Genomic DNA, 21,889 nt, shown 5'->3' on the forward strand with positions numbered 1-21,889 from the left:
TCGTATAGTTTAATAATTTCATCAAGATCGGCCAACGCTGCATTCCCGATCGTTATCATCGTTATTTTTTAAGCAAAATTACGGATGAAAATAATTTTAAAACAGATACAATTTTTTAAAATACCGGCATAACAGATTTTCAATTTGACCTTCATTACTGTCGATTTTAAATCAATATTAATCCATCATGCACTTTCCATATCCAAACCGTTTACAGGTATCACTGCCACAGAGGATTAGAGAATTAATAATTATTTAATGTTTATTTTGAAATTTTTCAGGAAATAACAGCGTTTCGGATACGGTATTATTTATATATTTTTTTTAACATAACATTTAACAAAGAAGTCAATCGCTTACATAATCATGAAAACTTCAATCAAAACCATATTAGTTGCTTTTGCAGTAGTTACTTCAATCGCATTTACAGCTAACGCCAAAGGAAACGATAATAAAAAAACATCTGATTTAAATACCGGAGTATACATCAATAAAGAAGGAAGGATCAATGTACTGGTCGATCAGGCCAATGAAGACGCAGCCACAACAATTTTGATAAAAAATGAAAGTGGGGAAGTGGTATACAGTGAAGTTGTTGAAAAGGGAAATCAGCAATTCGGGCGCGTTTTGAACGTAGACAAACTTGAAGATGGCCAGTACGAAATTGAAGTAAAAAGCAAAAACGACAGCCAGATTAAAACTTTCCAGGTATCTGAACCCAAAGCTGAGCGTGTTATTGAAATGCAATAATCACAAGGTTAAAAATGCTATAAAAAAGTGGCTTGCGTTAGTTCGCAAGCCACTTTTTTGTTATTCTTCAACAATTGATTCTACACTTTTCAAAATATCCGGCATCTTGACATGGGCGTTATTACAAAGTAAAATGATGGTTTTATCTGCATCAATATATCTGATAAATTCCGTTGCATAACCGGGATTATCCCCGTCGTGCCAGACCACTTTTCCCTTTTTTGATTCTTTAATTTTCCAGCCAAAACCGTAGTTCGAAACCGAGCCGTCTTTCAGACGCGCAGGTGAAAATGCTTCTTTTAGAGTGGAGTCTTTAACCAAAGTATTTGAATACAACAGTCTGTCCCACTTTAAAAGATCTTCGGAAGTGGAGCTCACCCGTCCCGGACCTTTGCGATTGCCCAGCCAGATGGCGTAATTATATTGCGGAAAAGAATCGGCGGGAACATATCGCTGCTCATCCTTCACATAAATATGGCCAAGTGCAAGGTTTCTCAATTTCTTTTTTTGATCAATGGTCCGGATATCCGTGCTTGTCATTTTTGCCGGAACGAAAAACCGTTTTCTGCAATATTCGATAAAATCTTCACCGGAAACCTTCTCGGTAATACTTGCCAAAAGCATAAAACCGGTGTTACTGTATTCGTATTTATCACCGGGTTCAAAATGTTTTGCAGGGTGGTATTGAATAAGGTAGGCGATATTATCCACATTTCCGGCAATTTTACTTTTATCCCAATGTTCATCCATGACCTGTTGATAGTCAGGAAGTCCGGATGTGTGCGTTAGCAAATGCCGGATGGTAATACCGGAATAGGGAAGACCAGGGATATAACGTTCTATCGGATCATCAAACGACAACTTTCCTGCCTCTTTCATTTGCATAATGGTCATCGCCGTGAACTGTTTGGAAACCGACGCAAGCTCAAAAATTGTGGAAGTTTCCATTGGCTCTTTGGTTATAAAGCTCTTGTAACCGAAGGCTTTATGATAAACCGGTTTTCCTTTTTCAGCAACCAGTAAAACGCCGCTAAAACCAGGGGCGGAAGCAAAAATTTTATCAAGCCTGGCCTCTAAATCTGGCGGAAAAGCTTGTTTAGCGCTTTTGCAGCAAATGAAAAACAAAGTTGATAAAACGAAAATGATTGTTGGTTTAAGAATAATTTTAGCCTGAGATAATTTCATCGTTTATAAGGGTATAGCTGTTTGCTGTTTTACGTCATGCAGCACAATCACGCTGCTTTCCACATTTACGTTTTTGATTTTTGAAATTTCGAGTAAAAGTCTGTCGTATTCCTTAATATTTTCAACCACAACTTTCAACTGATAATCGATAGTACCGGCAAGGTGATAACATTCCAGAACCTGCTGCATTTCCCGGATTGTTTGCTCAAATGCTGCAACATTTTCAGCTGTATAAACCGGCATTCTGATGTTGATAAAAACGGTTTGTCCACGCCCGACTTTTTCCTGATCAACCAGCGCCACATAACCTTTGATCACACCGTCTCTTTCCATCCTTTTGATCCGTTCAAAAATGGGAGTCGTGCTCATCTCCAAAGATTCGGCAAGTTCTTTAATAGTAAGCTTGGCATCCTTTTGCAGGAAATTCAGTATCTTTTTATCCAGTTCGTCTGTCATTCAATTTGTGTAATAGTATATACTATATTCTAACAATTAACACAATTTAGGAATATTATTACATAAAAATATTGTTTTGAAGAATTTTAATCTATTTTTACTTGATTCATTTTAATTCTCAAATGGAAAAAGCGATAGTATTAACGGCCGGTCTTCTGGATACGGTTGATGCCAAAACCGCCCATGGACTGATCCGTGAGAGCCAGCGTTTTGAAATTGTTGGTATAGTTGACAGCAAACATGCAGGCAGGGATGCGGGAGAAGTGCTCGACGGAAAATTCCGGAATATCCCTGTTTATGAAAGTATAGAAAAAGCAAAAGTTGCAGACCCTGCATATTGCATTATTGGTGTAGCTACGACGGGAGGGAGGTTTCCTGATTTCATGTTAAAAATTGTTGAAACAGCAATCAAAAATCAGCTTTCCATTGTTAACGGTCTTCATGATTACCTTTCCGCGCGGGAGGATATGGTCGCCCTGGCAGAAACCCATGGCGTACAGTTGCTTGATATCCGCAAGCCGAAAGCGTTTAAGGATCTTCATTTCTGGACCGGAGAAATATTAAATCTTCGGACGCCGGTGATTGCAGTAATGGGTACAGATTGTGCGCTTGGAAAAAGAACAACAACCCGGCTCCTGATCAAATCCTGTGAAAATGCAGGTTTGCAAGCACAAATGATTTATACAGGACAAACTGGTTGGCTGCAAGGCGGAAAATATGGATTTATTTTTGACTCCACACTGAACGATTTTGTATCGGGCGAGCTTGAACATGCCATTTTAACTTGTGATAAAGAGACCAATCCTGACCTGATTTTTATTGAAGGACAATCTGCGTTGAGAAATCCAAGTGGGCCTTGCGGGGCGGAGTTTTTACTTTCGGGTGCTGCCAAAAATGTGATTCTGGTGCATTCGCCAAAACGGGAATTCTTTGATATGGAAGAGCATTTCGGCAGAATCCCTACGCTGGAATCTGAAATTGAACTGGTGAAAATGTATGGTTCCAATGTGATTGCTCTGGCGATTAATACTGAAAATTGTACGAAAGAGGAGTACTTATCTTTTCAGGAATCTTATCAAAAAAGGTTCGGAATTCCTGTGCTTCTTCCTATTCAGCAGGGTTGTGATCCCATTATTGACGTGCTAAAATCGCTGCTAAAATGAATATAAAAGCTGTAAAAGCATACGCCGAATTAATACCCCTCAAAAAACCGTATACCATCGCGCGTGAAACCATCAGCGATGCTGAAATAATTTTCTTTGAAATCATTTTGACCAACGGAATCTGCGGAAGAGGAGCTGCCAATCCGGACCCTGAGGTGATAGGCGAGACAGCTGCTCAAACGCTGGAAAATCTGAGTTCTGATGTGGTTTCAGATTATTTGAAGGGAAAGCATATTCGTGAATTTTTATCTTATATCGCTTATTTTCGAAAAGTTTATACACGCTTTCCGGCCACCCTTGCGGCCTTGGACATAGCACTTCATGATGCGTTTGGAAAATGGATTGAATTACCGATTGTTGATTTTTACGGCCGGCATCATACCAAAATGTTGACTTCTGTAACGATCGGGATTAAAGATGTTGCCGAAACGATTCAGGAAGCAAGGGAATATAAAGAACAGGGATTTAAGGTTTTAAAAGTGAAAACCGGCTTAAATGCACAACTGGATGCTGAACGTGTAATCCGGCTCAATGAGACTTTCGGCGATTATTTTACAATTCGTGTGGATGCAAATGAAGGTTATTCTGCCCATGATCTGGACGTATTTTTGAAAGAAACGTCATCCGCTCCGCTGGAATTGATCGAACAGCCCTTTCATCCAAAATTCAATGCTGATTTGCTGAAATTTCCAAAAGATGTAAGGCAGAAATTGGCAGCAGATGAATCCCTTACCGATGCCAAAGCAGCTTTCGGGATCGCACGCGACGGATTGTTTGGCATTTTTAATATCAAAATGATGAAATGCGGCGGCCTGGTTTCAGCTTTCGAAATTGCCAATATTGCCAAAGTTGCTGAAATTGATCTTTTCTGGGGTTGTAATGACGAAAGTGATCTGAGTATTTCTGCCGCGTTACATGCAGCATTTGCCTGCTCAAACACAAAATACCTTGATTTAGACGGCAGTTTTGATCTTTTGGAAGATACGAAGGAAAGTGGTTTTATATTACAGGACGGATATCTTTCCATACAGTCAAAACCTGGTTTCTGATGAATGAAAATACTTTAAAGCGATCGATCAAACCACTTTCTGCCGTTTTTCTCGTTGTCAGCGCTATTGTTGGCTCGGGGATTTATAAAAAAGTGGCTCCGATGATGGATCAGCTTCACTCGCCAACGCTGGTGCTTTTATGCTGGACACTGGCAGGAATTTTGAGTTTGATGGGTGCTTTAAGTAGTGCGGAACTGGCTTCGATGATGCCGGGCTCGGGTGGAGAATATATTTACTTCAATAAAATCTACGGTAAATTTTTCTCTTTTATTTATGGTTGGGCAAGTCTGGCCGTGATGAAAACGGCTACTATTGCAGCTCTGGCTTATGTTTTTTCTGAATCTCTGCACGAAATTATTCCACAAATCCATAGTCTGGGAGGTGCGAGTATTAAAATTATTGCCTCCTTGCTGATTATCGTTTTGAGTTATGTAAACTATCGCGGCGTTTCCTTTGGTGAAAAACTGAGCCGGTATTTCATCGCCGGTATTGTATTGTCAATTCTGGGTTTTGTAATTTTGGCCGTCTTTTCCGGAAAAGGGAATATTGAACATTTCACCCAACCTGCTGTAAACGCGCCGACTGGCTGGCCGCTTTTTGCAGCCATGTTTGCAGCTTCGTTAAGTGCTTTTTGGGGATATGAAGGCTGGAATAATATAGGTTTTATTGGAGAGGAAGTTAATAATCCGCAGCGTAATCTGCCGCTGGCACTTGGCATAGGAACATTGATCGTGATAGTGCTTTATCTTCTCATAAACGCAGTTTATCTATTTATTCTGGCACCTTCCCAGATAGAATCATTGGGTATAAATCAGATCGCGGCTGTGGAAACTTCAAGAGTTTTGGGAGGTGATATAGGAGCCGTTTTATTATCCGTGCTCATCGTATTAACGACCTTTAATTGTACAAACGGGACAATTCTGATGTCGGCCAGAATCTTTTTTGCCATGGGACGCGACGGATTATTTCTTAAAAAAGCAGCTGTTATTCATCCCGTTTACAACACACCATCATTTTCAATTTTGATACAGGCAATCTGGTCCATTGTATTAGTATGGTCGGGCAGTTTTGACGCGCTTACGGATCTTCTCGTTTTTGCCTCTTTTTTCTTTTATGGTGCCGCTGCTTTTGGTGTGATTTTATTTAGAAAAAACAAAATGCCAAGACCATACAAAGTGCCTTTGTGGATTCCTGCCCTATTTTCGGCTTTCTGTTTTTTGCTGGTTGTCGTAAGCGCGGTCAATCAGCCGGTTCAGGCGCTGACAGGTTTGCTTCTCATTTTGTCGGGAGTTCCGGTTTATTGGTATTATACCAAAATGGTAAAATCTGATTTATAGTTTTTATTCAAACTCAGACAAAACGAAAAATCACTCTCAGATAACTGAAAGTGATTTGGCTGATTTCCGGTTTGAAATATTAATGATCATTTAGAATCAGTGGCACATTTCCTTTACCGCCAAGGACGATGATTTTTGCATTCGGCGAAGCGGCAAGTTCTTTTTGCGCTTTAATACTTTCATATTGAAGCTGACGATCCGTAAGACTCAGCGCGATTATGGTTTGGTAGTCAGAAATACCTTTTGCTTCCACACGTTTTCTTTCTGCTTCCTGTTTTTCTTTTTGCAAAACAAATTCCATTTTCTGGGCGTCCTGTTCAGCGTTAATTTTTGATTCGATTGTTTTCTTGACAGATTCCGGCAGATTGATATTTCGGATTAAAAGCTGTTCCAGTATCAATCCACGACTTTTGAAATCCTTATCGATGGTCTGATAAATCCTGCTTTGAAACTCGTCACGCCGCTTTGAATAAAGTGCTACGGCATCATAATAAACCGCATTATCACGAATCCGGGTCCGGGTGATAGGTCTTACGATCTTGTCTTTATAATCAGATCCGATTCCCTTGTAAATGACCGGTGCTTTATCAGGCATAATTTTGTACAAAACCGTGAGATCAATAACAACTTCCAGTCCGTCGGCCGACAAAACGCGGATGGCATCATCCCCCTGGATTTCACCTTCCGTGGTTTTTAAAGACATCGTATAATTCTGCGTTTTTGTATCAAAGATCGTCACCTGCGACAATGGATTTACAAAATTCAGACCGTTTTCAAGCACATTCGGATCAACTTTTCCAAACAAGGACTGGACACCAATTGTACCCGCATCGATTTGACGAATACTGGCGGACAAGATTCCTAAAACGGCTAATGCAATTCCTGAAATTTTTAAAATAGGGCCGTAACGAAAAATATTTAAAGAGGATTTGCCGATCATAAAACCACTGATGGCAATCAGAATTCCCAGGATTAGAAAGAACATGGCACTAAGGTATATTTAAAATGTTAAACTTAACTTATGTCTATATACGCAATAAAATTATGCCAATGTTTTTTAACTCTGACTTTTGAAGTGTAAATAATTGATATTGAATGGATTAAAATGTTGAAACGCCCGTTTTTTGGCATTCAAAATTTATCAAAACGATATGGTTTTATCATTTTGATAATTCCTGAAAACCATGTCATCCGAGCTGTATATTCTGATCGTGGGAAATTCAGTGGATTATGTTCTATGCTGTACATTGCACAGCCAATGTCAGGCACTTTTCTGACGATTGTTTTGCATGGGAAAAATTTATAAAAGTGATTTTCAAAATGATAAAGCCTGTCATTTTGGAATGGTAATTTAGTTGCTGATATTTTATAATTTATTGATTATCATAATTTTATATTTAAAATAAAATTTTGGTTCAATATTGGTAATTATTCCCGCTATCATAGGGGAAGTGTAAATCTAATATCAAACCATGCCAAAAATACCTGAGCCGGAAGAAGAGCAAGAGAACGAATCCGAGAACGATCACTAACGTGCGGAACCTATTTATCTCCGTGTATCTTAATCACCTTTTAATTTTTTATAGATCGTTTTTTAATACCCGCACTTTAATTTCGCATCCATACAAAAGTTGGAAAGATGCAGATATTACTGGTGGAAGATGACCCCAAACTAGCCGGATTTATAAGAAAAGGTTTTCTTGGAGAGCAGATCAATCTGGAAATAGCCTATGATGGCCTGATGGGAAAACGCCTTTGTGAGCAGCGGAAATTTGATGCCATTATTCTGGATGTTAATCTTCCGGGTATCAATGGTTTTGATTTGTGCCGGTTCATAAAAGACAACTGGCCTCAGACGCCGGTCATGATGTTGACAGCGTTGGGTATGCTTCAGGACAAAGTTTTAGGTTTTAAGGCCGGGGCGGATGATTACCTTACCAAACCCTTTGAGTTTGAGGAGTTGTTGCTGCGCATTAAAGCTCTCGCGCGGAGGAACAATCATTTTTCCAGCCCCGCCAAGATTTTAAAGGTAAGTGATTTGGTACTTGACACTGAAAGTCAGCATGTTCGTCGCGGCGATGTAGCCATTGAGCTTACCAAAAGAGAATATGAGCTTCTGGAGTATTTGATGTATAACAAAGGTAAAATTGTAAGCAGGACAGATATTCTGGAAAGGGTCTGGGATCTTCATTTTGATACAAACACAAATATTATTGATGTCTATATCAATTATTTGAGGAGGAAAATCGACAAAAGTTTTCCGGAAAAATTACTGCATACCATCATTGGCCGGGGATATACCTTGCGGGAACCATGAGTATCAAGCAAAATATTACCATTGCTTTTACGCTTATCGTTGCCACCATTCTGGCTCTTTTTTCCGTATTTGTCTATTTTTCCTATGAAAACTACCGGGCCGGACTTATGCTGGAAAGGCTTTCTGCCCGGGCTGAGGCAACCAAACGAATGCTCAGTAATCCGGAAACATTCAAAACGGATATTTTTTTTCCTCTGACCGAACAGTATGAAGGTGTTTATGATCAGCACAATAACTTAGTTGTAGCCACCTCACAAACCAGCGATTATATTCCAAACGCAGCCTTTCTTACATTGGTCAGGTCAAAAAAGAAGCTTAGTTTCAGTTATGATTCACCGCTGCTTGATTTTAAAAAAGAAGGTGTTGGGCTTACCTATCTGAAAAATGGAAAAACCTATCTTGCTTTGGTTACAGCCTATGATCTGCATGGCTACAACATGAGCAGGACGTTACGGTTTTCGTTATTTTTTGGAAATCTGCTCGCTTTGGTTATTATTGGAATCACAGGATATTTCTTTTCCAGAAGAGCGATGCTGCCCTTTGATCATCTATTGAAACAGATTGATAAAACGCCGGTTGATGATTTTAATTTCAGGATCAATATTGGCTCAAAGCAAAACGAGGCGGCTTCTTTGGCGAGTTCGTTCAACGGATTGCTGGAAAAGATAAAGGAACTTGCAGATAATCAACGAAATTTTATTTCCTATGCTTCTCACGAACTCAGAACGCCGCTTACAGTTATCAAAGGTGTGTTGCAGACTTCCATGAGTTATGACAACACAAAGGCGGAATGGAAACAATCTGCCGGCGAGGCAGTTGAGCAGGTTAACCATGCCATTGAACTTTCAAACAATTTATTATTTCTTGCCGAGATTGAAGGTTTACGCTTCACTGCTGATAAACAGCCAATTAATATCATTGATCTGGTGATCGATTCGGTATCCTATATCAATCAGAAATATCCTTTGCAGCCGGTTAATCTGGAAATTGTAGAAAATGAACTAAGTGATGGAGATTTTCAGGCTGTTACCGAGGGTGTGTTGCATCTTCTGCGATCGGCCGTTAACAATGTACTCGACAATGCTTGTAAGTATTCAGATTTACAGCCGGTTTCCATAAAAATCATTGAAGATAAGGAAATGCTGATACTGGAAATTTCTGATCAGGGAATCGGTATATTGCCAGGCGATCTTCAAAATATTTTTCTTCCTATGATGCGTGGACAAAATACGGGTACTGTCAATGGTTTTGGTATCGGACTCTCCCTTGTAAAAAAAATCGTTGATTTCCATCTGGGAACGCTGGTCATTGAATCTGTGACCGGGCGGGGAACTACTGTATCGATTGGCTTACCGGTTAAATCTTTCTAATGTCATTTTAATGTCTGTCTAAGGCGGCTCTTAGACTGGGGGCCTAGATTTGGCACTGTAATTAAAAACAGTGTCATGTTAAAAACTATTTTTCTGTTTTGTTTGCTGACTGGAATTTCCGTCTGGAATGAAGTCAGCGCACAGCCCAAAACTCTCTCGCTGGCAGATGCGGTAAATCTTGCTGTCGAAAATTATCCTTCCGTCAAAATAAAGCTTGCTGAATTCCAGGCGAGCCAGGCAGATGCCAGTGCGCAGCTTATTGGTTATAAACTGCCGACCGTTAGCTTTCAGGCACAGGCACTTTTTGCTACTTCAAACCAGGTGAGGGGGACATCCTTTCCAAATGGCGGAACTTCAATATCCAGCACTGGCAGTATTAAAGCAAACGGGTATTCTGCTGATGCAGTATGGAGTAGTTTCAGTACGATTCTTGGGAGTTATAAGATAGCAAATTTCGGGAAAAAGACTGCGGATGAAGCCATGTATAAAGCAGGTGCCGAACAAGCCAGAGCGGATTATGAAAAGGAAATTTTTGACCAGAAGGCAAGGGCAGCAGATGCTTATCTGATGGCACTGGTTTATAATGATGCTGTAAAAGTGCAGCAGAAAAACCTGGAACGCACCCAGGAAACTTTCAACATCATTCAGGCAACCACCAAAGCTGGTCTGCGCCCCGGGGTGGATAGCTCAATGGCCACAGCAGAACTTTCCAAAGCAATGCTGTTGCTTCTGGAAAGTCGTCGTATGGCAAAAGATCAGAAAATTAAACTGGCTCAGATACTGGGCGGCAGTAATTCTGATTTCGATTTGGTAGCAGATAAATTCAACACCAGTCTTCCTGAACCTGGTTCTGTATCGGCCGGACTGAACGTTTCTGATCATCCGGTTTTACAATTTTATCAAAAAAGAATTGATTTTAGCCAGGCAAAAGTGATTGCAATCCGTAAATCATATTTGCCCTCAATCATGGCCGTTGGCGCCTTGTGGAGCCGCGGTTCAGGCATCTCGGATAAAACAGATCCCGATGGGAATTTTAATTACAATGCATCTTTATCCGGACTTAAATTCAGGGCCTATAACTACATGGCTGGTGTGTCCACGCTTTGGAATATATCTGATGTTTTTAAAACGAAGCGGCAAAGCAGAGCCCAGGAATTTTTGACCGAAAGTTACCAGCAGGGCTATAACCAAATGCAGATTCAGTTACAGGGAGAACTTGAAAGTGCTGACCTTCAATATGCAAGTGCGATTGCAGCAGTCAGGCAGGCACCAGTGCAGCTGGCTGCCGCCCAGGATGCCTACAACCAGGCCGATGCACGTTACAAAGCGGGGCTGTCAACAATAATAGAATTGACCCAGGCAGTTACCCTTTTAAACAGGGCCGAAATTGACCAGATCGTGGCGCATAATAATGTTTGGCGCGCAATGCTGCAGCGGTCGGCTATAAACGGGAATATCAGCGGGTTTTTAAGTCAGGTAAAATAGTATCAAAAAATAAATTATGGACAAATTACTGACAGGATCGCTGTCAAAACCTATCATGGTGCTGGTGGCTGTTTTGGGACTGGCTATTTTTTCGGTTATGGCACTTTTTCAGATTCCGGTGGATATTTTCCCGAAACTAAACCTGCCAACGATCTACATTGCTCAGCCCTACGGTGGTATGACGCCTGCCCAGATGGAAGGTTTTATTGCGACAAGGTATCAAAATCAGATGTTATATGTATCAGGTATTAAGGATATTGAAGTGAAAAACGTACAGGGCTTATGCCTTGTTAAACTGACTTTTTATGAAAGTGTGGATATGGCCCAGGCAGCCGGTGAGGTGGCCAATCAGGTCAGCCGGGTAATGAGCTATATGCCGCGGGGAACGGTTCCGCCTACGGTTGTGCGTTTTGATGCCACCAATCTCCCGGTTGGACAGCTGGTTTTTACAAGTAAAAAGGCGACGCTGAATGAGATGCAGGATTATGCTTCTACGAAGATCCGGCCGCTTTTTTCACAGATTCCAGGAGCATCTTCTCCGCCACCTTTTGGAGGAAATGAAAGAACGGTCGTGGTCAGGGTAAATCCGGAAGCAATGCGGAGTTATCAGTTTACACCGGATGAAATTGTCCAGGCCGTTGTAAAAAATAATCAGATTGCACCTGCCGGAAATGTGCGGGTAGGGGATTATACCTTTATGACACCGATGAATTCTATCATGAATAACGTGGAAGATTTTTTAAATATTCCATTGCATAAAGGATCAGGGCCACCGGTTTTTCTTCGGGATATTGCCAGTGTAGAAGATGCATCTGACGTTACCGTAGGTTATGCGCTGGTCAATGGAAAACGCTCTGTTTATATTCCGCTGACGAAAACTTCTGATGCTTCGACAATGAATGTGGTTAATGCGCTGAAAGCAAAACTACCCGAAATGCAGTCGCTACTGCCTGATTATATCAGGCTGAAATATGAATTTGACCAGTCGGTTTATGTGATCAATGCAGTTGAAAGTCTTGCATCTGAGGGATTGATTGGTGCGCTATTGACAGGCCTGGTAGTTTTTCTTTTTTTGGGAGATCTCCGGAGTTCACTTGTTGTGATCGTGACCATTCCGGTTTGTCTGCTGGCTGCTATACTCATGCTGAACCTGGCGGATCAAACCATCAACATTATGACCCTTTCAGGTCTGGCGTTGGCCATTGGAATTTTGGTTGATCAATCGACCGTTGTTATCGAAAATATTCACCAGCACCTGGAGATGGGGAAAACCAAGTCAAGGGCAGTTCTGGATGCAACGCGTGAAGTATCATTTCCGCTCCTTCTGATCACACTTTGTATTCTTGCTGTTTTTGCTCCCGCACTGCTCATGAATGGTGTTCCAAAGGGAATGTTTATGCCACTTTCTCTGGCTGTTGGATTTTCAATGATAGCGTCCTACGTCTTCTCTCAATCTTTGGTACCGGTGCTATCAAATTGGTGGCTGAAAGATCACGCTGGAACACCGCACGAAAAAAAGATACTGAACGATCTTGACAGCAGCTCAGAATCCGGAATGGAAATTTACGAAGTAAATCATCCTAAAAAGATAACCGGTTTTGAGCGTTTCAAATTAAGTTATTTAAATCTTTTAGACACGCTGATGAAGCGCCGACTGATGGTCATACCCGTTTATCTTTTGATCAGTTTTGGGATTGCCGTTTTTGGATACATGACCATTGGAAAAGATATGATGCCCAAACTGGACCATTCCCGTCAATTTCAGCTTAGACTAATCGCTCCGCAAGGTTTAAGAATTGAACGGACTGAGCAGGAACTTATCAAAACAATCAACATCATCAAGGGAATAGTAGGAGAAAAAAATGTAGATATCACGTCGGCCTTTGTCGGGATGACTCCTTCTAGTTATGGCACCAGCGCACTTTATGTATTTAATGCGGGCCCTCACGAGGCAGTTTTACAGGTTAATCTGGCGGAAAGTTACAGGGTGAAATCATTGGATGATCTCAAGGAAAATATCAGAAGGAAAATTCATAGCACCATGCCTGAAACCAACGTGTCTTTCGAGCCAATTGAGCTGACTGATAAAATCATGAGCCAGGGCGCACTTACACCTATTGAAATCATGGTAGGAAGTAAGGATCTGACGGAGGGCAAAAAATTTGCTGATAAGATCATTAATGAACTTAATAAGGTTAAATATCTGCGTGATGTGCGGATCAACCAGCCATTGAATTACCCAACGTTAGATATTCAGGTGGACAGAATAAAGGCTTCTCAGTTTGGACTTTCGGTTGATCAGGTTTCAAAATCACTGGTGGCTGCGACTTCATCCAGCCGTTTTACAGCGAAGAATTTCTGGCTTGACCAAAAGAAAGGATTTGCCTACCAGGTCCAGGTTCAGCTGCCGGAGTATCTGATGTCATCTGTTCAGGATATCGAAAATATTCCATTGAAAGCGGGACAACTCAGGCCAACACTCGGAGATGTGGCTATAATTAAGAAAGTAACTATTCCCGGAGAGTTCGACCGGATAGGTCCCCGCAGAATTGTGACAGTCTCAGCCAATATTTATAAAAAAGACCTTGGAAAAGCTACTTCTGATGTAAATGCGGCGTTAAAGCAGGCAGGTGTGCCACCGATCGGTACGGTATTCGAACTCAAAGGAATGGCCAGACTTTTGCAGGACACCCTAGGCAGTTTAAGTTCTGGTCTTGGACTTGCGGTAGTCGTAATTTTTCTATTGCTGGCAGCAAACTATCAGTCCTTTAAAGTCTCATTTGTTGTGCTTGTAACAATTCCGGCGGTTCTGGCCGGTTCTATAACAATTCTGCTGCTGACTGGAAGTACGCTGAATCTTCAATCATACATGGGTATCATCATGTCCGTGGGGGTGTCGGTTGCCAATGCGCTGTTGATTGTTACCAATGCTGAAACTTTAAGAATTCAATATAACGATTCAACTAAAGCAGCCCGGGTTGCCGGTGCAGTCAGGCTTCGTCCGATCTTGATGACATCCATAGCTATGGTTGTGGGAATGATTCCGATGGCGAGCGGTTTGAGTGAATCCGGAGAACAGACTGCGCCTTTGGGAAGGGCTGTGATAGGCGGCCTTATTGCTTCCACTTTTGCAGCATTACTGATTTTGCCGCTGGTGTTTGCCGCCATTCAAAATAAAACCTCTGTAAAATCTGTATCGCTGAATCCGGAAGATCGGGACAGTGAGTTTTATGATCAACCTGTAATTCTTAAAAACATTTAAATCAATAAGAAAATGAAAAACCGGATTATATTAATTTACACAGCCGTGGCATTTACTTTTATGTTATATGGCTGCGGATCAGCTGCTGAGGAAAATACAAAAGAAAATGAAAAAGAGGACGAAGCCGTGATATATCCTGCTGTGGCGGTGACCGAATCTGATCCAAAGGAAGAACTGAACATTCCCGGAGAATTGATGAGTTATTACGAAACGGACATTTTTCCAAAAGTCAACAGTTATATCAAAAAGATAAACTTTAACATTGGCGATTATGTTAAAAACGGACAAATTCTGGCAGAGTTGGAAGCACCGGAATTAAATGCGCAGCTGGCTGAGGCTTATGCCAAAGTAAAATCTTCCGAGGCCCAGCTGACTGCAAGCAGGTCTGTTTATCGCCGTTTGTTACAGGCTGCGGGCACGCGGGGCGCAGTTTCTCCCAATGATATGGATGTGGCGCGTTCCAAAATAACTGCCGACAGTCTTTTCATGCTTGGAGCTAATGCAGTGTATGAATCTGTCCGGCAAATGAATAGTTACCTGAAAATCCGTGCGCCATTTAATGGAATTATAACGGATAGAAAATTATCGCCAGGTGCTTTCGTAGGGCCGGGAGATAAAAGCACAGTACCTATATTTAAAATCAAACAACAGAATATACTTCGTTTGCAGCTTGCAATTCCTGAACGTTTTATTGATGCGGTCCAGCAGGATCAGCCAGTAAGTTTTTCTGTCGTAAGCTTACCTGATGAGGTCTTTAAAGGGAAAATCAATAGAATTTCTCACAATGTAGACCGCCAGACGCGCTCTGAACTCATAGAAATACAGATTCCAAATCCAGGAAATCGTTTGGCTCCTGGCATGTACGCACAAGTAATTCTGCCCGTCGGGCGAGGCCATGCTTCTTTGGTTGTTCCAAGCTCGTCAGTTGCCACTACAATGGAAAAATGTTTTGTAGTAAAAGTGGAAGATGGAAAAGCTGAATGGGTGAACGTTAGAAAAGGAATGGAAAGTGATGGAAAAACAGAGATTTTTGGAGCAGTTAAAAAAGGTGATATCGTGCTAAAAACAGCAAATGATGAGCTTCAACAGGGCCAATCAATTAAAATCTCGGAAGCATCTTTTTGAAAATTAGAAACGGATTATCTGTAAATCCGTTTCTGAACAAATTTATGCATAGAGCTGTCCAACAGCAGTTTTACTTTATTATAATAGGGCAAAGCGATTTTGCTCGGACGGATATCCCATCCGCGGTCATAATTTACGATGCAGGACTTTATAAAATTGTTGGTAGTTTCCCGAAGCACAGGATCCCAGATGGCCAGCTTTGAAATACGTCCTTTATCGATACCAAGTTTAGTCACGTCATTTAAAATCAATGCAGAAAATTCATATTGATCCACAACACCGGATACCCATAGTGCGCCTGCTATGTTCGGTTCATCCAGCCGTTCTTTGAATTCAGCAACAATGTCGGCTTCGGCCGGAGAAGTCAGATCCAGCTTTTGATTTTTTAAATATTCGTCAATGGCCCTGTTCACATGGTCGACGGGATCAGATCCGTCAAGTTCGCTCAATTGCTGTAAACGCTTGATCTGAAAATCAGTCAGCCGTACATTTTTGCGAGACATTTTTTGCATAACTTTTCCTTTATCGTTCAGCACACATCAAACTTACACACCTTAAAAAAGTATTCAATATCAAATGGCAGATTTTTGGCCGTAGTGTAGAAATTTGGAATTATTCCTATTACAGATACTTTGTTCTCAGATGATTTTACCACACTATTCTTGCAATGAACTCCTATCTTTTTGCTGTTGAGGTATATAGCAATGCGTTATGCTGTTCCAGAGCTTTTTTAAATTTTTTGTGTTGTATTTATGAAACCAGGAATGCTGGAATGATTTTGTCAAGGCACAATATTGAAAAGTGTTTGCAAGAAAATTAAAGAAGAAAAATGGAAGTTTACGACGCTGAAAGAGCAAAATATAAACCTGAAAAAGTGAAGATTCTTTTTGTCGGCGAGGCTCCTGCCATTGGTGTCAGGAGATTTTATCTTGGAAATACAAATCTTTTCCGTGTTATAAAAGCAGCCTTTGCCGAGTGTTACGGAGATTTTACGTCTACCGAAGAATTTCTTGATTTGTTCAAATCTCTGGGTTGTTATATTGATTATTTAAGTCTGGAAACCGTGGATAAGAATGATATACCATCGCGGAAACTAGCCAGAGCTTCCGGTGTAAATCCTTTGAGTGAACGGCTTAAATTGTATCAGCCTGAAATTGTTATTATACTGATGAAAGAGCTCCAAAAGCAGGTGAAAGTGGCTGTCGAAATTTCCAATATCAATTCCATTAAAAATATGGAAGCGGTTCCTTATCCTGCCGGCAGTGATACCAATAAGAAAAACTGTATAATTGCCATTGTACGCATTCTTAAAAACGCAGCTATATTTGAAGATTGATTGGCTATTCTACACAAAGATTGACAGGTTATCCATATAAAAACGCTTCAAAACCTGGTCTGATGTGCTTGGAAAACCAGGATGCAATGAAGTTTTTGTAATAACTTGAAATGGAAACATTAAAGATTTCAAGATCATTTTGTGTCTTTGGGAGGTGCATATAAGTCGATCTGTATAAACTTCTAAAAATGCCTCTGATAGTACATAGAGGCATTTTTTATTATTGTAAACCTATATTTTAATAAAATTTAAAAAGTATTTTTACGTTAAAGTATTGGCGGATTTAATCAAGACTTTTGTTTACGTATTTAATAGATGAGCCCTGGATTCCGGGGCTCATTCTTTTATGTAACCGGCACTTACTTATTCTCGGTTTAAAAGCTTTTTTTCTTGATAGATCAAATTGGGACAATTGATTCCTTCCTCGTAAATTGTCCGAAGAAACACACGATACACATCACGATCATGATGAAAAAAACAGAAAAAAATAAAAATAGCGAGAAGGGTATTTTTACGGATATCGCGTTGCTTATTGAACAGAGCAGACAAAACGTTGCTACGACAGTAAATGCTAAAATCACTATATTATACTGGAATATTGGTGGGCGGATTAACAAGGAAATATTAACCAACCGCGGGCTGAGTATGGTAAGCAGATTATCGCGAACTTATCATACGATTTAATTAATCAATACGGAAAAGGGTGGGGTGAAAAACAATTACGACAATGTATGCAATTTGCGTCTGTCTTTCCGGAAAGGGAAATTGTATTCGCACTGCGTATACAATTGAGCTGGACACATATCAGGTCCCTTATTTACAGGGAAAATCCGGTAAAACGAGATTAGAAATTGCGCAGCAGAAACTTATTCAACTAGATTAGAAATTGATTTACTCAAAAATTATGACCTTTAAAAATTTTAAAAGCTATTCTCTCGTACTGTTTGGATTTTTCCTGAACACAGAAGTTTTTTCCCAGGCTGTTACAAAAATTAAAACTTTCGAAGTCGCCGAGGCAAAACAAGCCGTGGCTGTTGATGGTGGGTTCTTTTATGTGATCAATAACAGTACAATCGGCAAGTTTACCAAAGCGGATGGAAAGCTTGTTACAACCTGGGATGGTACAAGCGAAGGGATTAAACATTTGAACAGCGGCGTTGTTATCAAAGGAAAGTTATATTGTGCCAATTCGAATTATCCGGAAATTCCAATGGCAAGTTCTGTTGAGATTTTTGATGTAAATACAATGAAACATATTGGAAACCATAGTTTTGGTATTGCAGAACATGGCTCACTGACCTGGATTGACCAAAAAGATGGTTTTTGGTGGATTGGTTTTGCCCATTACAGTGGAAAAGAGGCGAGTGAAGGAAGAGACGTTCGCTGGACCTCTCTTGTGAAATTTGACCTGGAATGGAGACAAACAGAATCATGGATATTTCCAAAAAATATTGTTGAGCTTTTCACGCCAAAAAGCAATTCCGGAGGCGCCTGGGGTAATGACGGATTGCTATATTGTACCGGTCATGACAGACCTGAGCTATATGTGATGAAATTGCCAAAATCAGGGTTTACACTTGAACATATTCGCACCATGCCGGCGGAGATTTATGGACAGGGTATTGCCATTGATCATTCGGTGAAAAACAAATTAATGATTTATGGTCTTAACCGCGCGACGAATACGATAACCCTATCTGAAATTAAATAGATCAGTTTAAACTCTTTGGACCGGTTTTATTAAGCTTGATAATTGTATAAAATTATCGATTTTAACAGTTTAACATGTCAAAAAAGCAATCTTATATTCCGGCATCCAGTCTGGATTTTTTGAAGATATTAAGAGAGAATAATAACCGTGAATGGTTTAATGAACATAAAGAAGAGTTTATTGAGCAACAGGCTTTTGTAGAGGATTTTGCAGGTTTGTTATTAAACGAGCTCAATAAAGAAGATTTGATAGAACCACCTTCCGGTAAGAAAATCCTTCACAGAATTTATCGGGATACCCGGTTTTCAAAAGAAAAAATTCCGTACAAAACCAATTGGAGTGGCAGCTATACAAGAGCGACAAAACAAAGAAGAGGCGGTTATTATTTTCATATCGAGCCAGGCAACAGTTTTGTAGCTGGTGGTTTTCAGGCACCGAACGCAGAAGATTTGAAAAGAATCCGTGACGAAATCAGTTTTGACCCAGCCCCTTTGCGGAAAATTTTGAATAGTAAATCGTTCAAAGAAAACTTTGGAACTTTGCAGGGAGAGCAGGTGAGAACAACACCCAAAGGTTTTGATAAAAACGATACCAATATCGACCTTCTTCGTTTTAAACAATTTTTGCTGATTAAAAGATTTTTAGACGAGCAGGTAATGAGTGAATCCTTTCTGAAAGAAGCGAGTCTGGCTTTCAAAAATATGCTTCCGCTTTTTTTTTTTTTACATGAGTGAAGTTTTGACGTCTGATCCTGACGGTATTCATATCTGACAGCATATTTTTTTTCCTAAGAATTTATAAAAAGCTTCCCGAATCTGATCCTGGATTCAGGAAGCTTTTTAGACGAATTAAATAAAACGTAATTTCCCAGATTCAACAAACGTGATAACCAAAAGTTATCGCCCATACTTTTAAGTGATAAATGCCTCAGCTAAATTTACATGACCTTTGAGCATCAAAACAAAGGTATCATGGACAATCAAAAACATATAAATGATAACTTCTCAGGATTAATATTAAACCTGGAAGATAGCCGCAGGAAAATTATTTTTGCTCTTTGTGCAGTGCTTTGTCTGACACCTTTTATAAGCCCTGCCGCAGCACTTGTGATGGGACTTGTTGTGGCGCAGTTCAGCGGGCATCCGTACTTGCATCTTAATCACAAAGCGACCCATCTGTTATTGCAGCTTTCTGTGGTTGGTCTCGGTTTTGGCATGAACCTGCACAGTGCCTTTCGTACAGGAAAAGAGGGTGTAATATTTACAATTATTTCAATTGCCATCACCTTGGCGGTAGGTTATGGCCTTGGCAAGGTTTTCAGGATTGAAAAGAAAACTTCATTTCTTATTTCCTGCGGTACAGCCATTTGTGGTGGGAGTGCAATTGCTGCTGTTTCGCCTGTGATCAAAGCAGAAGAAAAGCAAATCTCAGTGGCTCTGGGCTGCGTTTTTATCCTAAATTCAGTTGCGCTCATAATCTTTCCGGTTGTCGGACATTATTTCAATTTGTCAGAAACGCAGTTTGCAATGTGGTGTGCTTTGGCAATTCATGATACCAGTTCTGTTGTTGGTGCTGCCGGTAAATACGGGAACCATGCTTTGGAAATAGCTACGACTGTGAAGCTGACAAGAGCACTCTGGATTGTTCCGGTGGCTTTTATTTCAGGTTATATTTTTAAAAATAGCACTGGCAAAATCAGTGTGCCTTATTTTATTGCATTTTTCGTGCTGGCTATGGTTGTCAGTACCTACATTTCGCAAATCGCAGCTGTCAGGCCTATTTTAATTTATGTTTCCAAAGCAGGACTTACACTTACCTTATTTTTGATCGGGGCGGGATTATCGCGAAAAGTTTTAACTTCTATTGGCTTCAAACCTTTGTTCGCCGGACTTTTATTATGGCTGCTGATATCTGCTGCGGCTTTGTATGCTGTAATTCATTTGGTATAATTACAGGTTATTATCTGTTTTGAAAATAATCCTGATTATGATTTTTGATTTCCGTTTACAGGTTTTTCATACTGTGGCCCGACGACTTAATTTTACAAAGGCTGCGTCCGAACTATTTATTTCCCAGCCAGCTGTTACCAAACATATCCATGAGCTCGAAAATCAGCTGAAAATAAAGCTTTTTGAAAGAAATGGTTCGAAAATAAAGCTGACGCAGGCGGGTGAAATTTTGCTCAATCATGCGGAACGCATTTTTGAAATTTACCGGAACATCGAATTCGATCTTAATAGTCTGGCAAACAGGCAGCGTGGTATATTGCGGTTAGGTGCAAGTACCACCAATGCGCAATACATTTTGCCGCCAATTCTTGCTGCTTTCCATAAAAAGTTTCCCGACATACATATCACCTTAACCATCAATAATACTGAGCAAATTGAGCAGGCTCTGCAAAATAAGGAAATAGATCTCGGAGTAATCGAAGGATATTCCAAAAATCCCGGTATAAAGTATACCGAATTTTTAAAGGATGAAATTGTGCTGGTATCAAGTACAAAAAATTCGCTGGTTACAACAGGTTCTATTCAACCCGAACAGTTAAAACAAATTCCTTTACTGCTAAGAGAGCCTGGGTCGGGAACACTGGAAGTGATCAGTCATGCCTTGAAAACGGTCGGTATTAATGTTTCGGAACTGAGCAGCGAAATGCAGCTTGGTGGCAGTGAAAGTATGAAACTGTATATCCTGCATTCCAATTGTGTGGCTTTTCTGTCCGTCCATGCTGTTTTGAAAGAATTACAAAACAAGGAATGTTACATTATAGATGTGGAAGGTCTCAGCATTGAGCGGTATTTTTACTTCGCTATATTACAGGGCCAGCCAGAAGCATTGCCCGAATTATTCATCAGATTTGCACGCCATTTTGGCCGGTAAATGATATAGTATAATTTCTAGTATGATTAAAATTTATTGGAAGGATGGCAACATAAAAACCTCCTGTTAAAGGACATCTGCCAGCTTGTTCAACGTTAATGGCTTAGGGAGAAACCCGGTAATGGAAGCGTATTGTTTGGCCATCGCGATATCTTCTGCATCTTGTGAAGAACTGGAAATATAAATCGCCGGATTGTAATCATTGATTTTCAGGTCACTTAACATATCAAGAAAATCCCACCCATTGGCCACCGGCATGTTGATGTCAAGTAAAATAAATCCTGGTAAAGATGATGGTGTAGCACTGTGTTGTTGTATAAATTCAATGGCTTCCAGACCATTTTTGAAATGTGTGATTTGAGAATCCGGCACCACTTTCTGGATCAGCTTCTGAGCGAGAAAACTACAAATCCATTCATCGTCAATAACACACAATTTCATCATTATTTTATTTGGTAACCTA

The 21,889-nt window shown here is 40.4% G+C and carries 21 protein-coding genes; 16 read left to right on the plus strand and 5 right to left on the minus strand.

Annotation, left to right across the window (positions count from 1 at the left end):
• The first annotated feature begins 366 nt into the window (after positions 1 to 366).
• On the plus strand, positions 367 to 750 hold the full coding sequence (locus LXL81_RS04025) for a DUF3244 domain-containing protein (protein WP_234645418.1): 384 nt from the start codon (positions 367 to 369) through the stop codon (positions 748 to 750).
• Between the two features lie 60 nt (positions 751 to 810).
• Here LXL81_RS04025 and LXL81_RS04030 read toward each other — a convergent pair whose 3' ends face one another.
• Together LXL81_RS04030 and LXL81_RS04035 are read right to left on the minus strand one after the other, a co-directional pair.
• Positions 811 to 1,935: a serine hydrolase gene (locus tag LXL81_RS04030; protein WP_234645419.1), complete on the minus strand. Its 1,125-nt coding sequence runs from the start codon at positions 1,933 to 1,935 to the stop codon at positions 811 to 813.
• 3 nt (positions 1,936 to 1,938) lie between these two features.
• The gene (locus LXL81_RS04035; protein ID WP_234645420.1) at positions 1,939 to 2,391 is read right to left on the minus strand and encodes an Lrp/AsnC family transcriptional regulator; all 453 of its coding nucleotides are present in this window, start codon (positions 2,389 to 2,391) and stop codon (positions 1,939 to 1,941) included.
• Positions 2,392 to 2,513: 122 nt separating this feature from the next.
• Between LXL81_RS04035 and LXL81_RS04040 the strand changes: the two genes are divergently transcribed.
• The 3 genes from LXL81_RS04040 to LXL81_RS04050 are packed head-to-tail and all read left to right on the plus strand — an operon-like array spanning position 2,514 to position 5,940.
• Positions 2,514 to 3,554, plus strand: a complete 1,041-nt coding sequence (locus LXL81_RS04040; protein WP_234645421.1) for a DUF1611 domain-containing protein — start codon at positions 2,514 to 2,516, stop codon at positions 3,552 to 3,554.
• On the plus strand, positions 3,551 to 4,603 hold the full coding sequence (locus LXL81_RS04045; RefSeq protein ID WP_234645422.1) for a dipeptide epimerase: 1,053 nt from the start codon (positions 3,551 to 3,553) through the stop codon (positions 4,601 to 4,603). The genes LXL81_RS04040 and LXL81_RS04045 overlap by 4 nt, the downstream gene beginning before the upstream one ends.
• A complete protein-coding gene (locus LXL81_RS04050) occupies positions 4,603 to 5,940 on the plus strand; it encodes an APC family permease (RefSeq protein ID WP_234645423.1) in 1,338 nt (445 codons plus the stop codon). Before LXL81_RS04045 ends, LXL81_RS04050 begins: the two co-directional genes overlap by 1 nt.
• A gap of 79 nt (positions 5,941 to 6,019) precedes the next feature.
• Here the strand turns inward: LXL81_RS04050 and LXL81_RS04055 are convergent, their stop codons facing one another.
• Positions 6,020 to 6,925: a prohibitin family protein gene (locus LXL81_RS04055; RefSeq protein WP_234645424.1), complete on the minus strand. Its 906-nt coding sequence runs from the start codon at positions 6,923 to 6,925 to the stop codon at positions 6,020 to 6,022.
• Positions 6,926 to 7,579: 654 nt separating this feature from the next.
• On the opposite strand from LXL81_RS04055, the gene LXL81_RS04060 reads away from it, so the two are divergent.
• The 5 genes from LXL81_RS04060 to LXL81_RS04080 all read left to right on the plus strand — a co-directional run bounded on the left by LXL81_RS04060 (position 7,580) and on the right by LXL81_RS04080 (position 15,499).
• Positions 7,580 to 8,257: a response regulator transcription factor gene (locus tag LXL81_RS04060; protein WP_234645425.1), complete on the plus strand. Its 678-nt coding sequence runs from the start codon at positions 7,580 to 7,582 to the stop codon at positions 8,255 to 8,257.
• Positions 8,254 to 9,627: a HAMP domain-containing sensor histidine kinase gene (locus LXL81_RS04065; RefSeq protein ID WP_234645426.1), complete on the plus strand. Its 1,374-nt coding sequence runs from the start codon at positions 8,254 to 8,256 to the stop codon at positions 9,625 to 9,627. Before LXL81_RS04060 ends, LXL81_RS04065 begins: the two co-directional genes overlap by 4 nt.
• A gap of 75 nt (positions 9,628 to 9,702) precedes the next feature.
• Positions 9,703 to 11,112, plus strand: coding sequence for a TolC family protein (locus LXL81_RS04070; protein WP_234645427.1), 1,410 nt, complete (start codon positions 9,703 to 9,705; stop codon positions 11,110 to 11,112).
• A 16-nt stretch (positions 11,113 to 11,128) separates the two neighbouring features.
• Positions 11,129 to 14,374, plus strand: a complete 3,246-nt coding sequence (locus LXL81_RS04075) for an efflux RND transporter permease subunit (protein WP_234645428.1) — start codon at positions 11,129 to 11,131, stop codon at positions 14,372 to 14,374.
• 12 nt (positions 14,375 to 14,386) lie between these two features.
• Positions 14,387 to 15,499 (plus strand): efflux RND transporter periplasmic adaptor subunit, encoded by a 1,113-nt coding sequence (locus tag LXL81_RS04080; RefSeq protein ID WP_234645429.1) that lies wholly within the window; start codon positions 14,387 to 14,389, stop codon positions 15,497 to 15,499.
• A 14-nt stretch (positions 15,500 to 15,513) separates the two neighbouring features.
• Here LXL81_RS04080 and LXL81_RS04085 read toward each other — a convergent pair whose 3' ends face one another.
• On the minus strand, positions 15,514 to 16,002 hold the full coding sequence (locus LXL81_RS04085; RefSeq protein ID WP_234645430.1) for a hypothetical protein: 489 nt from the start codon (positions 16,000 to 16,002) through the stop codon (positions 15,514 to 15,516).
• 326 nt (positions 16,003 to 16,328) lie between these two features.
• Here LXL81_RS04085 and LXL81_RS04090 point away from each other — a divergent pair, with 326 nt between their 5' ends.
• From LXL81_RS04090 to LXL81_RS04115, 7 genes are all read left to right on the plus strand, one after another.
• The gene (locus LXL81_RS04090) at positions 16,329 to 16,835 is read left to right on the plus strand and encodes a hypothetical protein (protein WP_234645431.1); all 507 of its coding nucleotides are present in this window, start codon (positions 16,329 to 16,331) and stop codon (positions 16,833 to 16,835) included.
• Between the two features lie 390 nt (positions 16,836 to 17,225).
• Positions 17,226 to 17,519, plus strand: a complete 294-nt coding sequence (locus LXL81_RS04095; RefSeq protein WP_234645432.1) for a hypothetical protein — start codon at positions 17,226 to 17,228, stop codon at positions 17,517 to 17,519.
• Positions 17,519 to 17,683, plus strand: coding sequence for a DUF1016 N-terminal domain-containing protein (locus LXL81_RS29235; protein WP_409013859.1), 165 nt, complete (start codon positions 17,519 to 17,521; stop codon positions 17,681 to 17,683). Before LXL81_RS04095 ends, LXL81_RS29235 begins: the two co-directional genes overlap by 1 nt.
• A gap of 56 nt (positions 17,684 to 17,739) precedes the next feature.
• Positions 17,740 to 18,546: a hypothetical protein gene (locus tag LXL81_RS04100; protein WP_234645433.1), complete on the plus strand. Its 807-nt coding sequence runs from the start codon at positions 17,740 to 17,742 to the stop codon at positions 18,544 to 18,546.
• A gap of 74 nt (positions 18,547 to 18,620) precedes the next feature.
• On the plus strand, positions 18,621 to 19,280 hold the full coding sequence (locus LXL81_RS04105; protein ID WP_234645434.1) for a DUF2461 domain-containing protein: 660 nt from the start codon (positions 18,621 to 18,623) through the stop codon (positions 19,278 to 19,280).
• A 237-nt stretch (positions 19,281 to 19,517) separates the two neighbouring features.
• A complete protein-coding gene (locus tag LXL81_RS04110) occupies positions 19,518 to 20,495 on the plus strand; it encodes a YeiH family protein (RefSeq protein WP_234645435.1) in 978 nt (325 codons plus the stop codon).
• A 37-nt stretch (positions 20,496 to 20,532) separates the two neighbouring features.
• Complete coding sequence (locus LXL81_RS04115; protein ID WP_234645436.1) at positions 20,533 to 21,426, plus strand: LysR substrate-binding domain-containing protein; 894 nt, start codon at positions 20,533 to 20,535, stop codon at positions 21,424 to 21,426.
• A gap of 66 nt (positions 21,427 to 21,492) precedes the next feature.
• On the opposite strand, the gene LXL81_RS04120 is transcribed toward LXL81_RS04115, so the two are convergent.
• On the minus strand, positions 21,493 to 21,870 hold the full coding sequence (locus LXL81_RS04120; RefSeq protein WP_234645437.1) for a response regulator: 378 nt from the start codon (positions 21,868 to 21,870) through the stop codon (positions 21,493 to 21,495).
• Between the last annotated feature and the right edge of the window lie 19 nt (positions 21,871 to 21,889).

The sequence above is a fragment of the Dyadobacter sp. CY356 genome, assembly GCF_021440195.1.
GTDB lineage: Bacteria > Bacteroidota > Bacteroidia > Cytophagales > Spirosomataceae > Dyadobacter.

Excerpts from the sequence above, each read along its gene's own strand:
- LXL81_RS04100 (WP_234645433.1), top strand. The coding sequence starts at position 17,740 with ATGACCTTTAAAAATTTTAAAAGCTATTCTCTCGTACTGTTTGGATTT.
- LXL81_RS04120 (WP_234645437.1), bottom strand. The coding sequence starts at position 21,870 with ATGATGAAATTGTGTGTTATTGACGATGAATGGATTTGTAGTTTTCTC.
- LXL81_RS04030 (WP_234645419.1), bottom strand. The coding sequence starts at position 1,935 with ATGAAATTATCTCAGGCTAAAATTATTCTTAAACCAACAATCATTTTC.
- LXL81_RS04075 (WP_234645428.1), top strand. The coding sequence starts at position 11,129 with ATGGACAAATTACTGACAGGATCGCTGTCAAAACCTATCATGGTGCTG.
- LXL81_RS04070 (WP_234645427.1), top strand. The coding sequence starts at position 9,703 with ATGTTAAAAACTATTTTTCTGTTTTGTTTGCTGACTGGAATTTCCGTC.
- LXL81_RS04060 (WP_234645425.1), top strand. The coding sequence starts at position 7,580 with ATGCAGATATTACTGGTGGAAGATGACCCCAAACTAGCCGGATTTATA.
- LXL81_RS04080 (WP_234645429.1), top strand. The coding sequence starts at position 14,387 with ATGAAAAACCGGATTATATTAATTTACACAGCCGTGGCATTTACTTTT.
- LXL81_RS04040 (WP_234645421.1), top strand. The coding sequence starts at position 2,514 with ATGGAAAAAGCGATAGTATTAACGGCCGGTCTTCTGGATACGGTTGAT.
- LXL81_RS04105 (WP_234645434.1), top strand. The coding sequence starts at position 18,621 with ATGTCAAAAAAGCAATCTTATATTCCGGCATCCAGTCTGGATTTTTTG.
- LXL81_RS04025 (WP_234645418.1), top strand. The coding sequence starts at position 367 with ATGAAAACTTCAATCAAAACCATATTAGTTGCTTTTGCAGTAGTTACT.
- LXL81_RS04115 (WP_234645436.1), top strand. The coding sequence starts at position 20,533 with ATGATTTTTGATTTCCGTTTACAGGTTTTTCATACTGTGGCCCGACGA.
- LXL81_RS04090 (WP_234645431.1), top strand. The coding sequence starts at position 16,329 with ATGGAAGTTTACGACGCTGAAAGAGCAAAATATAAACCTGAAAAAGTG.
- LXL81_RS04110 (WP_234645435.1), top strand. The coding sequence starts at position 19,518 with ATGGACAATCAAAAACATATAAATGATAACTTCTCAGGATTAATATTA.
- LXL81_RS04050 (WP_234645423.1), top strand. The coding sequence starts at position 4,603 with ATGAATGAAAATACTTTAAAGCGATCGATCAAACCACTTTCTGCCGTT.
- LXL81_RS04035 (WP_234645420.1), bottom strand. The coding sequence starts at position 2,391 with ATGACAGACGAACTGGATAAAAAGATACTGAATTTCCTGCAAAAGGAT.
- LXL81_RS04045 (WP_234645422.1), top strand. The coding sequence starts at position 3,551 with ATGAATATAAAAGCTGTAAAAGCATACGCCGAATTAATACCCCTCAAA.
- LXL81_RS04055 (WP_234645424.1), bottom strand. The coding sequence starts at position 6,925 with ATGTTCTTTCTAATCCTGGGAATTCTGATTGCCATCAGTGGTTTTATG.
- LXL81_RS04065 (WP_234645426.1), top strand. The coding sequence starts at position 8,254 with ATGAGTATCAAGCAAAATATTACCATTGCTTTTACGCTTATCGTTGCC.
- LXL81_RS04085 (WP_234645430.1), bottom strand. The coding sequence starts at position 16,002 with ATGTCTCGCAAAAATGTACGGCTGACTGATTTTCAGATCAAGCGTTTA.